At 47.5% G+C, this 15,453-nt stretch carries 9 protein-coding genes; 4 read left to right on the forward strand and 5 right to left on the reverse strand.

Annotation, left to right across the window (positions count from 1 at the left end; translation table 11 throughout):
* Window positions 1–14 precede the first annotated feature (14 nt).
* From AC6H3C_RS22205 to AC6H3C_RS22215, 3 genes are all read left to right on the forward strand, one after another.
* Window positions 15–1,178 (forward strand): FecR family protein, encoded by a 1,164-nt coding sequence (locus AC6H3C_RS22205; RefSeq protein WP_497517735.1) that lies wholly within the window; start codon window positions 15–17, stop codon window positions 1,176–1,178.
* Window positions 1,179–1,320: 142 nt separating this feature from the next.
* Window positions 1,321–4,341: a SusC/RagA family TonB-linked outer membrane protein gene (locus AC6H3C_RS22210; RefSeq protein ID WP_497517736.1), complete on the forward strand. Its 3,021-nt coding sequence runs from the start codon at window positions 1,321–1,323 to the stop codon at window positions 4,339–4,341.
* Window positions 4,342–4,353: 12 nt separating this feature from the next.
* Window positions 4,354–5,925 (forward strand): SusD/RagB family nutrient-binding outer membrane lipoprotein, encoded by a 1,572-nt coding sequence (locus AC6H3C_RS22215; RefSeq protein ID WP_497517737.1) that lies wholly within the window; start codon window positions 4,354–4,356, stop codon window positions 5,923–5,925.
* 92 nt (window positions 5,926–6,017) lie between these two features.
* Here the strand turns inward: AC6H3C_RS22215 and AC6H3C_RS22220 are convergent, their stop codons facing one another.
* The 5 genes from AC6H3C_RS22220 to AC6H3C_RS22240 form a co-directional block, all read right to left on the reverse strand.
* Window positions 6,018–7,088: a substrate-binding domain-containing protein gene (locus AC6H3C_RS22220; protein WP_497517738.1), complete on the reverse strand. Its 1,071-nt coding sequence runs from the start codon at window positions 7,086–7,088 to the stop codon at window positions 6,018–6,020.
* 6 nt (window positions 7,089–7,094) lie between these two features.
* Window positions 7,095–7,970: an ROK family protein gene (locus tag AC6H3C_RS22225; protein WP_497517739.1), complete on the reverse strand. Its 876-nt coding sequence runs from the start codon at window positions 7,968–7,970 to the stop codon at window positions 7,095–7,097.
* 37 nt (window positions 7,971–8,007) lie between these two features.
* Window positions 8,008–10,248: a GH92 family glycosyl hydrolase gene (locus tag AC6H3C_RS22230; RefSeq protein WP_497517740.1), complete on the reverse strand. Its 2,241-nt coding sequence runs from the start codon at window positions 10,246–10,248 to the stop codon at window positions 8,008–8,010.
* Between the two features lie 87 nt (window positions 10,249–10,335).
* Entirely contained in the window at window positions 10,336–11,793 is a 1,458-nt protein-coding gene (locus AC6H3C_RS22235; protein ID WP_497517741.1) for an alpha-L-fucosidase, read from the reverse strand.
* A 35-nt stretch (window positions 11,794–11,828) separates the two neighbouring features.
* Window positions 11,829–13,265, reverse strand: a complete 1,437-nt coding sequence (locus AC6H3C_RS22240; protein WP_497517742.1) for an alpha-L-fucosidase — start codon at window positions 13,263–13,265, stop codon at window positions 11,829–11,831.
* Between the two features lie 240 nt (window positions 13,266–13,505).
* Here AC6H3C_RS22240 and nagB point away from each other — a divergent pair, with 240 nt between their 5' ends.
* The gene (gene nagB, locus AC6H3C_RS22245) at window positions 13,506–15,452 is read left to right on the forward strand and encodes a glucosamine-6-phosphate deaminase (protein WP_497517743.1); all 1,947 of its coding nucleotides are present in this window, start codon (window positions 13,506–13,508) and stop codon (window positions 15,450–15,452) included.
* Window position 15,453 lies beyond the last annotated feature (1 nt).

Here is a 15,453-nt window from a genome sequence, read left to right on the forward strand (position 1 = left end):
GGAGAGATTCAGGAATGAACGATAAAGATAAAAATACGAAGGCGGAGGATATTCTTTCTGAGGATGTTTTGTTTGATAAAATCAACGATGAAACACGAACAAAAAATCACGACAATCAGGAGTTTCACCTGGCGGCTGATATTTGTCTGTCTATCCGGAAAAGGGAGAAAAAGCTAAACCCGGAACAAAAAGAACTGATTGGCAGGAGAATTGTGAAATCAATTGCCCGGTACCAAAGGAAGAAATTTCTGATTGCGACGAGCGCTGCTGCAACTTTCTTAATCATCCTGGGCGTTTCGGCCTTCGTGACCATCATTCAAAAAGAATCGATGCTCAGGGTATTTGCCGAAAGCGTCCAGACGATGCCAATGAACGGGAATACGCGGCTGATTCTTTCGGGTGATGAAGAAATACAAATCAACTCGTCTGACTCCGAAATAGCCTACGTACCCGACGGAGGCACCATCCGGATCGACTCAACAGAAAACGTCAGCCAGTTTGTCGAAACAGATCAGCTCGTGATGAATACCGTGGTTGTACCCTACGGAAAACGCACAAAGATTACCCTCTCCGACAACAGTACGATTTGGTTGAATTCCGGCTCAAGATTGATCTATCCGGCCCGATTTGCCAAAGAGAAACGTGAAGTGTATCTGGAAGGAGAAGCAATCTTTGAGGTCAGCCATCATGAAAAACACCCCTTCCATGTTATTACCCGCGATCTGGAAGTAAAAGTCCTGGGAACGGTTTTTAACCTCAGCGCCTACCGCGACGACACAACAACAAATACCATCCTGGTCAGCGGGTCGGTTCAATTGGAATACAACGGGAATTCCCTGTTTGGAAAATCGAAAGAAGAGATGGTCCCCGGTATGCTTGCGGTGTATCACCCCTCAGCGCGAAACCTGGAGCAAACCAGGGTGAACACCAATCTATACACCTCGTGGCGAGATGGTTATTTCATTTTCGAACAACATCCCTTAGGCGAAATTATCAAAAAAATAGCGAGGTACTACAATGTACCCGTGACCTTAAGCGACCCGGCAATGGGTAGTAAAACATTCTCCGGCCGCCTGAACCTAAGAAATTCTGCCAGCCAGGTTCTGGAAATGATTGCAGAAATAGTTGATGCCCGGATTGAAACCAACGAAAATCAAATCATAATCACCGGGATTTAACGATCATGAAAAACAACATAAATACAAACTGCAAATACCAGATAAAAATGTGTGCGGAAACACCCTCTTCCTGCCGGATTCGGCGCTTGCAATCATTAATGCACCTTAGTCATAATCATTATTCATTAAAAATTATCATTCTATGAAAAAACTACCTATTCTAATCTTAGTATTCATCCTCATGGCAAATGTGTCGGCAATGGCGCAAATGCTTACAGGACAAGTGATCTCCGACGGAGATAACCAGCCGTTGCCCGGTGTGGCAGTCATTGAAAAAGGGACTAATAACGGCACCTCGACAGACATCGATGGCAAATTCGCCCTGAATCTGAAAGATGCAAACGATGCCATCCTGGTTTTCTCTTTCATTGGTTTCGAGAAACAGGAAATCGCCGTTGCCGGAAGAGCGGCCATCAACGTGATCTTAAAAAGCTCGGACATCACAGTCGACGAAGTTGTTGTCACCGCACTGGGTATCCAGCGCGACAAAAAAACGCTCACTTACTCGTCGCAACAGGTATCGGGCGAAGAAATGATGAAAGCCCGCGACATTAACTTCATGAGCAGCCTGAGCGGCAAAACGGCCGGTTTGGAAATTCGTAAAAGCACATCCGGCGTCGGTGGTTCTACCCGGACGGTATTGCGCGGAAACAAATCGGTGAGCCAGTTGAGCGACCCCCTGTACGTCATCGATGGTATTCCGATTGTAAACCGAAAGAACGGACAATCGGGGATGTGGGGCGGCACTGACGAGGGCGACGGTCTTTCCCAGATCAACCCCGACGATATTGAAAGCATCAGCGTACTGAAAGGGGCAAATGCCGCGGTACTTTATGGAAGCCAGGGAGCTAATGGTGTTATCATGATCAATACAAGAAAAGGAAAAGAAGGCAAAACCAGTGTCAGCTTTAACTCCGGCGCCATTTTCGAAAGCATTACCAAAACGCCCGATCTGCAGTTCAGCTACGGCAGCGAAGGCGGCGCCAAAGAAAGCTGGTCGTACACAAAAGGAAACTATGCCGGCGACTATGTCGATGATTTCTTCCAAACAGGCTACAACCTGGTAAATTCGTTATCGGTAAGCGGCGGCAATGATAAAACAACGGCCTATTTTTCATACGGAAATACCCGTGCAGCCGGCATCGTCCCGAATAACAAGTATCAAAAGAACAACGTAACTTTTCAGCAATCGACCAAATTACTGAATAATAAACTGAAAGTGAGTTCAAATGTGATGCTGAGTTCGGAGAAAACCAATAACCGCAATACGGCCGGTTATTACCTGAATCCGCTGACCGGTTTGTATTTCTTCCCGCGCGACCGCGACTTTAACTCGTATAAAGAAAACTACCAGGTATTTAATGACGACCGGAACATGTACCTGCAAAACTGGTTTGTTGCCGATCATCATCAATCGAACCCGTACTGGCTGATTAACAAGCAGCCTAAAGAAGACCTGACCAAGCGGGTAATTTCGAGTGTAATGCTGGACTACGAAATTGCGAAGAACCTGAGGTTTCAGGCCCGCGGAAGTTACGATTACGCCCAGAAATCGTACGAACAGAAATTTTATGCCGGTGGTAACTCCACCAACATTTCCGAAAACGGTCGCTGGGCCTACAAAAAGTACAACGATGAATTGATCTATACCGATGGGATCTTTACTTATCAAAACACGTTTGGCGATTTTAGCCTGAACGGCGTTTTGGGAGCCAGTTACCAACGGGCAATATACGGCGACGGGGTCAGTGTTGACAACGGAACCAACAACCTGTTGTATGCCAACGAATTTTTCTTCCAGAACCTGCCCTCAAATGTTCAGGTACAATCAATCTATGCCGGGAAAATCATTAAAGAAGGCGTGTTCGGAAACCTTCAGTTAGGTTATAAAGACATGCTTTTCCTGGATTTGTCGGGACGTAACGACTGGTCGTCTACCTTGTCCTTAACCGGCAACGAATCGTATTTCTACCCGGCAGTCGGTCTTTCGGCCATCGTCAGCCAAATGGTTGAATTGCCCGAATTTATCAGTTTCTCAAAAGTACGGGTATCCAACTCGGTCATCAACAATGAAGTTCCATTCGGCCTGATCCAGGTGCAAAACACGATCAACTCAAGCGGAGGCATCGACCGGAATACCCGGGCGCCTTTTCTCAATGCAAAACCGGAAGAACTGACTACCTGGGAAATTGGTACCGACTGGCGGTTTTTTGACGGCCGTTTAGGACTCGATTTCACCTACTACCACATTACCAGCGAAAATCAGGCTTTGCAGCAGGATGCCAATACCGATGAACAGGAAGGCGGCTTTACCACGGCCTACTTTAATGCCGGGAAAATCGTTAACAAAGGGGTCGAGATCGTTTTGACAGCCGAACCGGTAAAAACCTCAACCTTTGGATGGAATACAACATTGAACTTCTCTAAAAACGTGAATAAAGTGGAAGTTCTTTACCCGGGAGCGTTGGATAAATACAAGGATTTTGGCAGTTCAGAGGGGTATTATGCCCGCATTTACAGCGGCGGTTCGATGGGCGATATGTACGGCTATAAATTCCTCAGAAACGAAAGCGGACAGATTATGCTGGATGAAACCACCGGGAAACCACTGAAAACAGCAAATCCCGAGTATATGGGTAACCTGGAACCAAAATTCAGCCTGGGCTGGAGCAATAGTTTCAACTACAAACGCTTCTCGCTGAGTTTCCTGATGAATGCAAAAATTGGCGGCAAAGCATTCAGCCAAACCGAGGCCATGCTCGACGGTTACGGTGTGAGCCAGCGTACGGCCGACGCCCGCGACCAGGGTTATGTGGCGATCAACGCCATCCAGGGCAGCACTGCTGTAACCCAGATCGACCCGAAACTGTATTATACAGCAGTTGGCGACCGTAACGGTATTTCCGAAGCCTACGTTTTTGACCGTACCAACATCCGCCTGACTCAGTTGGCACTTGCGTACGACCTTGACGTAAAAAACCTGGGATTACCGATTCAGTCTGCCGTATTCTCGTTAGTGGGGCAAAATTTGTTCTTTTTATATAAAAAGGCGCCGTTTGATCCTGAGCTGACCATGAGCACCGACATGAACTCACAGTCGTTGGATAACTTCAACGTACCGGCAACCAGAACCTACGGATTCAACCTTAAAATTAATTTCTAATATTGCTAAATCATGAAAAAGATAATATACCTGTTCATTGCTGCGCTTTTAGCGGGCGCCTGTACCGATCAATTCGAAGAGGCCAATATCAACCCATACGAAATCGGCGACGAATCCCTCAAGCAGGATTTCAACCACATCGGGGCCTTTTTCCCGTCCATGCTGGGCAATATCTTCGGGCATCAGATTGAAGAAAACCTGGTTGCCGAATCATTTTGCGATTACATGGCTACTCCTACCCCATTTGCCGGCGGGGTTAATAACACCACTTATTACATTCGCTGGAATACTTACTGGGATCGTGTGTACGGATCAATTATGGCTCCGGCAAAGCAGGTTATGAAAATTGCCGACGAGGGAGGATACGATGTATTCTCCAAATGGGCCAAGTTAATGCAGATTCTGGGGATGTCGCGTTTGACTACCTACCACGGACCGGTAATTTATTCAACTTACGGCGGTAGCGTAGGAACTGTTTCGTACGATAGCGAGGAACAACTCTACACCCGGTTTTTTGCCGATCTGGATGAAATCCAGGCCATATTTGCCGCTAATGAAGATTATGTTGGTTTGAAAAAATTTGATGCCAGCTACAGCGGTAATGTTAAGCAATGGGAAAAACTGGTAAACTCGCTGCGTTTGCGTTTAGCCATTCGTATCTCGAAGGTAGCTCCGGCGCTGGCAAAAACGCAAGGTGAAAAAGCCATCAGTCACCCGGCAGGCCTCATTTTGGCCAACACCGACAACTTTAACGTTTCGCTTTACGGCAACAAGTTGTACCTGGCGATTATCTGTTTCGAGTGGGGCGATACCCGCATGTCGGCCGGGATGGAATCATTCCTGGTTGGTTTGAAAGACCCGCGTATCGAGAAATATTTCCAACCCGCAACCGATGCCTCTGTTTATACTGATCATCCGGACTATCCGTACAAAGGCATTCGCAACGGAGCCTCGCTTGTTGCCAAAGACGACCGGACTTCATTCTCCATGATCAACGAAAACTTTAAAGATATTACAAAACGGAGTTACCTGACTGCATCCGAAGTCTATTTCGACCTGGCCGAAGCCGGTTTACGCGGCTGGGAAGGCGCCGGCGATGCAAAGACCAATTATGAAAACGGGGTCAAAGCATCGTTTGCCGAATGGGGAGCCGCAGGCGTTGACGATTACCTGGCTGACGAAACCAGCAAACCGATTAATTACAACGATCCGAAAGCCACCGGAAGTGTCAACGATTTTGTTTCCCGCTCAACCATAACGGTAAAATGGAACGATGCAGACTCAAACGAGCTGAAACTGGAAAAAATCATCACCCAAAAATGGATCGCCGGCTTTACCAACCCGAACGAACCCTGGGCCGATTTTCGCCGGACCGGATACCCGAAACTGCCGCTTGTTTACCAAAACGACAGCAGCTCAGACTGGGGTGTTATCCCGGCCGGCGAGTGGATTAAAAGAATGCCGTTTGTAAATGCCGAAAGAACCGGCAATGCCGACGGCGTAGCCGCTGCTGTAGCAACGATGAAAGGCGGAGACCTGATCAGCACCCGCTTGTGGTTCGATACCGGAAATCCGAATTTCTAATCTTATAAGTTATTAAATAAAAAAGGCTCCCGTTTGGGAGCCTTTTTTATATCGGGCAGATTAAGCCTGATGCGAAAGCCATAAAAATAAGATCAATGCAAACCCGAATATAAATACGACTTAATATTCTCCCGGGTAATGACTTCGAGCGGGAACAAATCAGTCACCGGAGGTTGCTTTTTAAACAATAAATAATTCACCAGGTAGCTGATGCCTAAAAAAGCCTGTTTCCGCGGACTTTGGTTGATCAGATAATTGATCACCCCGTCGTACATGTAATGAATGTTGTCTTTCAGCAGGTCGTAACCCACCAGAATAAGGTATTTCTTCCCGTATTTGTCCAACACGGCAGCCGTCAGGTAAGAACCTTTTGAGGTAGAAACAAAAATTCCCGACAACTGATCGCGGTCCAGGACGGTCAGCAGTTCCCGGTCAAATTCCGACCCGTTGGCATTTCCAAAATCATAACTGCTGATTGTAAAACCATCCAGCCGGTTATCCAGGAAATAATCGCGAAAGCCCCGTTCCTTTTCTTTCAGGTGAACGGCATTATGAATATCTTCATAAACATGCAATACGCCGACATGACCGGATTGGCCCAATTTAGTCGCCAGCATTTCGGCCCCCACACGTCCGCTCTGATACAAATCCTGCCCGATAAAACTGATTGGTTCGGCCTCGGGAATATTGGTATTAAAAAGAATATACGGGATCTTCTTTTCTTTTAGTATACTAAAAAAAGTGATTGACTCCTTGTGGAAAATAGGCGCTATCAACAAGCTGTCCGGCTCGAATTCCAGCGCTTTTTCCGACGCTTCCCGGAATGAAGACTTTTCGTATTGGTTGAAGTAAAACATTTCAATACGCACATGATACTGCGCCCATTCTTCTTTGGCTTTAAGGATTCCTGAACCGGACTGGTTCCAGTAATCGTCCAGAACCGGGTCGGGAATTACGGCTGCAATTTTATAGATTTTGTTCGAACCTAAGGTGCTGGCTATCAGATTCGGTTTATATCCTGTTTTGTCAAGGGCATCCACGACCTTTTGAAGGGCCTTCTCCGATATTTTTCCGCGTTTGTGCAGAACACGGTCAACCGTAGCAACCGAAACGCCCGCCATCTCAGCGATATCCTTAATTCTGACATTTTTAAATTCAGCCATGCGGTTTTATCTCAAGTTTTCCTCTTTTTCGTACCTGTTCTTAAACAAGGCGGCCGCTCCGATTACCGACATTTTCGACATCATGCTCCGTTCAATTACCAGGTTCTCCAGTGCCTTTTTATACGGAAAGGTATGAACGGCTTTCCACATCGCTTTTTCCCAGAGGTCGAACGATTTACTCACCGAGCCGCCGATAATGACTGCCTGGGGCGCCAACACAAACAGCATGGTTTTAATCAGGTTTCCGACATGTGTTCCCAGTTCTTCAAACATCCGAAGGCTTTTTACATCGCCCTCAAGCGCCGCTTTCCAGGCCTTATCGCCTTTTGTATCGTAAAAAAATTTGAAAAATTTCCCGCTGCAATAGGTTTCAAAATCATGCTCCAGGTAAGGCAGGCCGCCAAACTCTCCGGCACAGGCTACCTGTCCTGAATAAAGATAATTATCGATGATAATTCCGCCGCCAACGCCTGTTCCCAGGCTTAAACCAACCAGGTTTGAATAGGGCCGGCCTTCGCCGTACATTTTTACGCCAATGGCAAAACAATTGGCATCGTTGGTAATATATACCGGTTTGCGAAAATGGTTACTCAGGTAATCTTTTAAATGAACTTCTTTCCAGGAAGGAATATTATTCACCGAGAAAATAATCCCCTTTTCCTCATCAATCAAACCCGGAGCGCCAACCCCGATTCCAATGGCTTCGTCAAAACAGGGAAGGCTTTCAATCCCCGCAATAATGTGCTGAACCACTTCTTCCTGCGATCCTTCGGCGGGCGTATTCAATTTAACGCTATCAACAATTTCTCCATTGACAATCATGCCAATGCTGATCTTTGTTCCGCCTACATCAATTCCTACAATTTTACTGTCAGTTAACATCAGCCTTTAATTTTTAAATTCTTTTATTTCGTTTTTGTTATGGTCGTTCCGAAGTCATTTCAAGGGTCAGTTCTCCTCCGGCCATCAGATCGCGATATGCGATGAAATTCTCTGTATACGTTTTCCCGTTTAAGGTTTTCGATTTGATGTACTTGTTTTCAGGACGATTATTCAACGTCTTAATCGTGAATGTTTTTCCTTCAGGCAGGTTGATAACCGCTTCATCCAAAACCGGGCTGCCGAAAACAAACTCGCCGTTTGCCGGATGAACCTGGTAGAATCCCATCGCCGACAGCACATACCAGGCCGACATTTGCCCGACATCTTCGTTTCCGATCAAACCCTCGGGAGTCGTGGTATAAAATTCGGTCATGATCTTACGTACCAGATCGGCGGTTTTTGCCGGTTCGTCCAGTAAGGTGTAAAAATAAGCGATATGATGGCTCGGCTCATTTCCATGAGCATACTGACCAATCAATCCGGTAATATCGTTTGAGGCATGTTCGCCCATATCCCCTTCAGCCGAAAAAAATTCGTCCAGTTTTTCGAGCGTTTTTTCCCGTCCGCCCAGCATATCCACCAATCCGTCAACATCCTGCGGGACCAGCCAGGTGTATTGCCAGGAATTTCCTTCGCAGAAATCATCATCACGATGCCGCGAAACAAAGGGATCGAAAGGTGTGCGCCATTCATTTTCGGCAATCCGCCCGCGCATGAAACCAACTGAAGCATCAAAATAATTCCTGTAATTTTTCCCTCTGGATTCAAAGTACCGGAAATCTTCCTCTTTGCCGAGATCTTTTGCCATCAGGGCAATACCCGCGTCGCTCACCGCATATTCCAGGCCTTTGGCGACCGACTCAACATCGGTGCCGGCGGGGATATAACCCAGTTCTTTCACATAGTTTATTCCGCGCCCGTCGCCCATTGCCGTGGTTTTAACAGCATGGTATGCCCTTTCGGCATCAAAACCCTTAAACCCTTTGCGGTAAGCGTCCACAATCACCGGAACAGCGCTGTAGCCAACCATGCAGTACGTTTCGTTACCCATGAGGTGCCACACCGGAAGTTCTCCCTGCTGATCAAAGATATTCAGCATGGTGTTTACCAGGTCATTTACCCGCTCCGGTTGCACCAAGGTAAACATGGGATGGGCAGCCCGGTAAGTATCCCACAGCGAGAGCGTGGTATAGTTTACAAATGATTTGTCGTTATGCACCTGCCCGTCGCTTCCGCGATAATCGCCATTCACATCCTGAAAAACCGAAGGTGCAATAAAGGTATGATAAAGCGCCGTGTAAAACTTAGTCAATACACCGGGATCGGTGCTCGTTGCTATTACATTTGCCAACTCTTTGTTCCATTGGGCGTCGGCATCGGCTACCACCTGTTCAAAATCCCAGTGCGCGATTTCGTGCTGCAGATTTTCGAGGGCATTTTCGCTGCTTACCGGAGAAATGCCAACTTTAACACGGATCGGCCCCTCAGTCAATTGACCAAAATCAAGATCTGCCATTAACCGGACAGCGCTCAGCTCGTTCCCTTCTTTTTCAGTCAGCCCGTCGTACAATTTCAGCGACTTGACCGGTTGCGAAAAAACAGCGGCAAAATAAATACGCTGATCTTTGGCCCAGCCTTTTGACAGCCGGTAACCGGTCACAAGGGTATCATTAACCAGCCTGAGGTTTCCTTCAACCGGGGCATCCCATCCGGTTCCGCGATCCAGGTTAACCAGAATGTGGGCATCACCTTCGGCCTGGTAAGTATATTGATGAAAGCCGGTGCGTTGGGTGGTTGTCATTTCGGCTTTAACCTGGTAGCGGTCAATTTGAACAGCGTAGTAACCTGGTTTTACCACCTCATCATCGTGATTGTAAAAAGCAATATAACCCTCTTCCGGTTTTTCGGGCGAACCAAGAGATATTTTGTAATTTCCCGAAACGGGCATAAATAAAATATCTCCAAGGTCGCCGATTCCGGTTCCGCTCAGGTGGGTGTGCGCAAAACCAATCAGGGTAGAATCGGAATAATGATAACCTGAACACCAGTCCCATCCCTGGGTGATATTGGTCGGACCGAGCTGTACCGCGCCAAACGGAACATTCGCACCTAAAAATACATGCCCGTGAAAGCCCGTTCCAATATACGGATCAACATATTTTGTCAGTTCAGGAACACCGGCTGCCCTGTTTGAATCTGTTTTGGGAGAACAGGCCGTTGTAAACACCGACAACATTAAAACTCCGCCAAATCCGGAGATGTAGTTTAAAATTCTCATAATAAAATCGTTACAATTATCAGTTGGTTATTGGTCGGGCAAAGATACACTTTTATTTTCAGAATGTGCTCGCACACATTAATTTGTTTAGTACAGGCTCACCCTTGAAATCAGCGGACAAGCTTTGGCATCGGTGATCTGAATTCGCACTTTGGAAGCGCTCGTCGGATCAACCGGAAGAATCCGCTTGTAGCCGATGGTGGTTCCCGATGCAATCTGGTTCCAGTTCCCGTCGTTCCATGCCTCCACGGTAAATGCTTTTACCCGTTGCCCCAGCCTGATGTATTCTTCCAACTGAACATATTGAATCTGCTTTGACTCACCCAGGTCGATCTCGAGACTTCCGCCTGTTGTGCCGTCGTTGGTGGCCCAATACGTTTCCGGATTCCCGTCGGTGACCAGTTGCCCCGCATAATCGGCTGATTGTCCCCTGACTTCCGATGCTTCAACCCTGGCGCCGGCAGCCAGGTCGACGGCAAATGCCTGGTCGAGCATGGTTTTCCATTCGCGTAATGCAGCCACATCGTTCTCGTGGAACAAACCGCGCTTGTCGGGCGGAATATTGAGCAACAGGGTTGATCCGCGACCAACTGATTCCAAATAAATCCGGAAAAGCTTCTCCGGACTTTTCACCTGCTCGTCTTCTGATGCGTGATAAAACCAGCCCGGACGAATGGAGGTATCCACTTCGCCGGGAACCCAGCTCGTGCCGTCTTCCGAACCGGTATTCAGCAATTTTTCAATCCCCGATTTCCCCGCGTATAAGGTATCCACCGAAATCGTATTCCAGTTGGTTTCGTTCATATAACCTTGTTCGTTTCCGCACCAGCGGATATCGGGTCCGGCATCGCTAAAAAACAACACTTCCGGCTGCATCGAACGAACCATCTCCAGGGTAGCGGGCCAATCGTAATAGGTTGAGCGGTCAATTCTCCGCATCTCATTGGCCCCGCCGTAATAGCCGTCGCCTCCGTTGGCCCCGTCAAACCACATTTCAAAAACGGGTCCGTAGTTGGTAAATAATTCTTTCAGTTGATTCCGGTAGTATTCGACATACGATGCCTCGCCATAATCAGCACGGTTCCGGTCCCAGGGCGAAAGATAAACCCCGAATTTCAGCCCGTATTTTTTGCAGGCATCCGAAACCGCCTTGACGATGTCGCCCTGCCCGTCGAGAAAAGGGCTTTTTGAAATATTATGATCGCTGTAAGCCGTGGGCCAAAGACAAAAACCATCGTGATGTTTACAGGTGAGAATCACCCCTTTGAAACCGGTTTCCTTTAAAACCGAAATCCATTGTTCCACGTCAAATTCAGAAGGATTAAACAGTTCAGGCGACTCATCGCCAAAGCCCCATTCTTTATCGGTAAAGGTATTGATGGTAAAATGAATAAACGCATTCAGCTCCATTTGGTGCCAATTCATCTGGCGTTCATCCGGAGTCGGGCCAACAGCTTCGGGCGTCGCAACTTTTGCCGGCCGGCAAGCAAACACCACGACCAATATTGAAAAAACAGCCACACAATTAAAGGATATTCTTCTCATGATGAGTTGATTTAAGGTTAATCATTGAAAGATAACTATTCCTGTTTAAACATAAAAGTCAGTGCCGGATATTCCTGATATTTTTGGCGAAATGATTTTGGAACTGAAACAATGACTTTATCGCCGGATAAGCGCCACTTCACTGCTTTGCCAGTTGCCAGTAAAGTTATTTCGGAGCCTTTGACCGGCAAATTACCCCCCCATTCAATTGTTTCCGGAACCGGACGGCCTTCTGCCAAACGGGCCAGAGCGTAGGTTTCACCATGTTTCCCTTTGGTGAAAAAAACTTCGCCGTCGCGGTAAAAAGCAGTCGTACGCGTGTTATAAACCGACTGCCCATTTGTCTCCATCCATTTGCCGATATCCGCCAGGCGCCAAATGGCCCCTTCATCCAATGTGCCGTCGGGTTTCGGGCCAACGCCAAGCAGCAAACTTCCGCCTTTGGCCACAATTTCGATTAAGTCGTGCACTACCTTTGCCGGTGTTTTATAATTTTCGCCCGGCACAAACCCCCAGTTGTTTCCCAGCGTTATACAACTTTCCCAGGGATACGGCAATTGTTTTTCGGGAATACTGCGCTCGGGAGTCTGATAGTTTTCATAAGGTCCGTGAACGGTGCGGTCAACAATCAGCAAGCCGGGTTGAGCTTTGCGCGCCATCGTTGCAATTTCCGGCAGGTCTATTTTTTGGTCCCAATCGGGTATCGGTGCACCCCACGACAATACTTCTTCATTTACTGTTTCGCGCGGACGTACCCAGCCGCCATCCAGCCACAGAATATCCACCTTGCCGTAATCATGCATCAACTCGCTGATCTGATTATAGGTGAACTGTTTAAATTGCTCCCAACGCCCTGGAAACTTCCGGATATCATAATTCACATTCCGGTTTGGCGTGGCATATTTATCCCACCAAAAGTACGGTGAATGCCAGTCGGGCTTCGAAAAGTAAACCCCGATCATGAAACCTTGCTCCCTGAACGCATTAAAAACAAATTTAGCGACGTTGGCTTTCGGATGGCCGGCAAACGGCCCGTTGGTAATTTTATAATCGGTTTGCTGCGTATCAAACAGGTTGAACCCATCGTGGTGTTTCGTGGTAAATACCAGGTATTTCATCCCGGCTTTTGCCGCAGCTCCGGCCCATTGCTCCGGATCGAAATTAACCGGATTAAACTCATCCTTTAGCCCCCAATACCAGGTTTTATAGGCATGGTAAGTCATGCTGTCGGGCCGGTTAATCCAATCCTCCGAACACAATTCCCATGATTCAATCACTCCCGGAACCGCATAAAGTCCCCAGTGGATAATCATCCCGAATTTCAAATCCTGCCATTGGTCGAGTTTTGCCAAAACCTGTTCATCCGCCGGCCATTCGTATTTGCCGGATTGAGGATGAACCCCCAATTCCTGCGAAGCAAGGGGCAAAAACCCCCAACATATCAACACAAAAACGCTAATTAATTTGTTCATTTTCTATTCAATTTATTAGCACTGATTATAAATCAAATCCGCGCCAACCGACTCAATAATATTCAGCTGATGCCGGCAAGATAGGAAAAAAAATGTGTGCGAACACGCGTAAAATGTTAATTTTGTGTGTGCGGACACATTTTTTGAAGAAATCAGATGTTTTTTGAAGAAAATATCTTTAGTTTTGGCGAAAACTCCATAATAACACATCCCGGACAACGGGATTAAACACACAAAAATATGGTCAAAACACTTAATTACATTGAGAAAACAATTGAGAAACTTCCGATCCATATTTTGGAAGACCGGCAGCAGGGGGCAAAAATGATTGCAGGGATAATCGCCGATGTAATAAAAGAGAAACAAGCCAAAGGAGAAATGGCTGTTTTAGGATTGGCAACAGGATCTTCCCCCGTTAAAATATACCGGGAACTTGTCCGGCTTCATCAGGAAGAGAACCTGAGTTTCCGGAATGTGATTACCTTCAACCTGGATGAATATTACCCGATGAAACCTGACAGCGAAAAAAGCTATGTGTATTTTATGCACAAGCATTTGTTCAACCACATTGATATAAAACCCGAAAACATTCATATACCCGACGGAACGCTGAAGATCGAAGAAGTGGCCGCTTTCTGCGCTGCTTATGAAAATAAAATTAAACAGGCCGGAGGAATTGACATTCAGCTACTCGGAATCGGACGCTCAGGCCACATCGGATTCAACGAACCGGGTTCCACCGCGAACTCCACCACCCGCCTGGTCAAACTGGATTCGGTGACCATTGCCGACGCGATAAAAGATTTCGGAAGCGAGGACGCCGTTCCGCACCGGGCTATTACGATGGGCATCGACACCATATTGAGCGCTAAAAAAATTGTACTCGCCGGCTGGGGAAAAGCAAAATCCTCCATTCTGAAAAAAATGACCGAAGGGCCGGTAACGCCCGATGTGCCGGCCTCGTTCCTGCAATTACACGAAGAGGTCGACGTGTATGTGGATGAAGCAGCCATAACCGAATTTACACGTACAAAAGCGCCCTGGCTGGTTGGCGTTTGCGACTGGACGCCTAAGATGGTGAAACGCGCCGTCATCTGGCTTAGCCAGAAATTAGACAAGCCCATCCTGAAACTGACTGATGACGACTATAAAAACCAGGGTTTGCGCGACTTACTGGCTCATGTAGGTGGAGCTTACGACCTGAACATCAAAGTATTTGGACAAATACGCGACACCATTACCGGCTGGCCGGGCGGCAAACCGGGTTCAACCGAGAAAACCCGTCCGGAACGCCCTGAGCCCGCGGTGAAACGCTCGCTCATTTTTAGCCCTCACCCCGACGACGATGTCATCTCGATGGGAGGCACGCTGCTCCGCCTGGCCGACCAGGGACACGACGTGCATGTAGCTTACCAGACCTCGGGCAACATTGCCGTGTTTGACGACGACGCCATCCGCTTTTCACAATTCGCCGTCGACCTTCTGGAAAACCAACAGGCACAAAATACCGAATTATACCAGGCGCATCAGGATCTGCTGACATTTTTGAGATACAAAAAACCGGGCGAAATCGATACCCCCTTTGTAAAAGCTGTAAAAGGACTCATCAGACGGGGCGAAGCAGCAGCCGCCTGCCGTTTTTGCAATGTGAAAGATGAAAATGTCCACTTCCTGAACCTCCCGTTCTACGAAACCGGCCAGGTAGAAAAAGGTCCTGTTTCGGACGAAGATGTCGATTTGGTAATTAAGCTGTTACGTCATGTTCAGCCTCACCAGATCTTTGCCGCCGGCGACTTGCAGGATCCGCACGGAACACACGAAGTTTGCCTTCAGATCATATTTAAAGCCATCCGCGCCATCCGTGCCGAAGGCGATGCATGGCTGAATGATTGCTACGCGTGGTTGTACCGTGGCGCCTGGCAGGAATGGGATGTGGAAGATATTGAAATGGCCGTGCCGATCAGCCCTGCTGAGTTGATGCGCAAACGAAAAGCAATTTTCAAACATCAGTCCCAAAAAGATTTTCCGGTATTTCCGGGTGAAGATAAACGCGAGTTTTGGCAACGCGCCGAAGAAAGAAACCGTACAACAGCTTTAATTTACGACCGGCTCGGCCTGGCCGAATACGAAGCCATCGAAGCCTTTGTGCGTTATCCGTTCGACGATGAAGAATCATTTCTGAAATGAG

Source organism: Gaoshiqia sp. US2 (genome assembly GCF_059705485.1).

What these genes read in the sequence shown, in the direction of transcription:
- AC6H3C_RS22205 (WP_497517735.1), top strand. Translation starts at nt 15, where the DNA reads ATGAACGATAAAGATAAAAATACGAAGGCGGAGGATATTCTTTCTGAG.
- AC6H3C_RS22210 (WP_497517736.1), top strand. Translation starts at nt 1,321, where the DNA reads ATGAAAAAACTACCTATTCTAATCTTAGTATTCATCCTCATGGCAAAT.
- AC6H3C_RS22215 (WP_497517737.1), top strand. Translation starts at nt 4,354, where the DNA reads ATGAAAAAGATAATATACCTGTTCATTGCTGCGCTTTTAGCGGGCGCC.
- AC6H3C_RS22220 (WP_497517738.1), bottom strand. Translation starts at nt 7,088, where the DNA reads ATGGCTGAATTTAAAAATGTCAGAATTAAGGATATCGCTGAGATGGCG.
- AC6H3C_RS22225 (WP_497517739.1), bottom strand. Translation starts at nt 7,970, where the DNA reads ATGTTAACTGACAGTAAAATTGTAGGAATTGATGTAGGCGGAACAAAG.
- AC6H3C_RS22230 (WP_497517740.1), bottom strand. Translation starts at nt 10,248, where the DNA reads ATGAGAATTTTAAACTACATCTCCGGATTTGGCGGAGTTTTAATGTTG.
- AC6H3C_RS22235 (WP_497517741.1), bottom strand. Translation starts at nt 11,793, where the DNA reads ATGAGAAGAATATCCTTTAATTGTGTGGCTGTTTTTTCAATATTGGTC.
- AC6H3C_RS22240 (WP_497517742.1), bottom strand. Translation starts at nt 13,265, where the DNA reads ATGAACAAATTAATTAGCGTTTTTGTGTTGATATGTTGGGGGTTTTTG.
- nagB (WP_497517743.1), top strand. Translation starts at nt 13,506, where the DNA reads ATGGTCAAAACACTTAATTACATTGAGAAAACAATTGAGAAACTTCCG.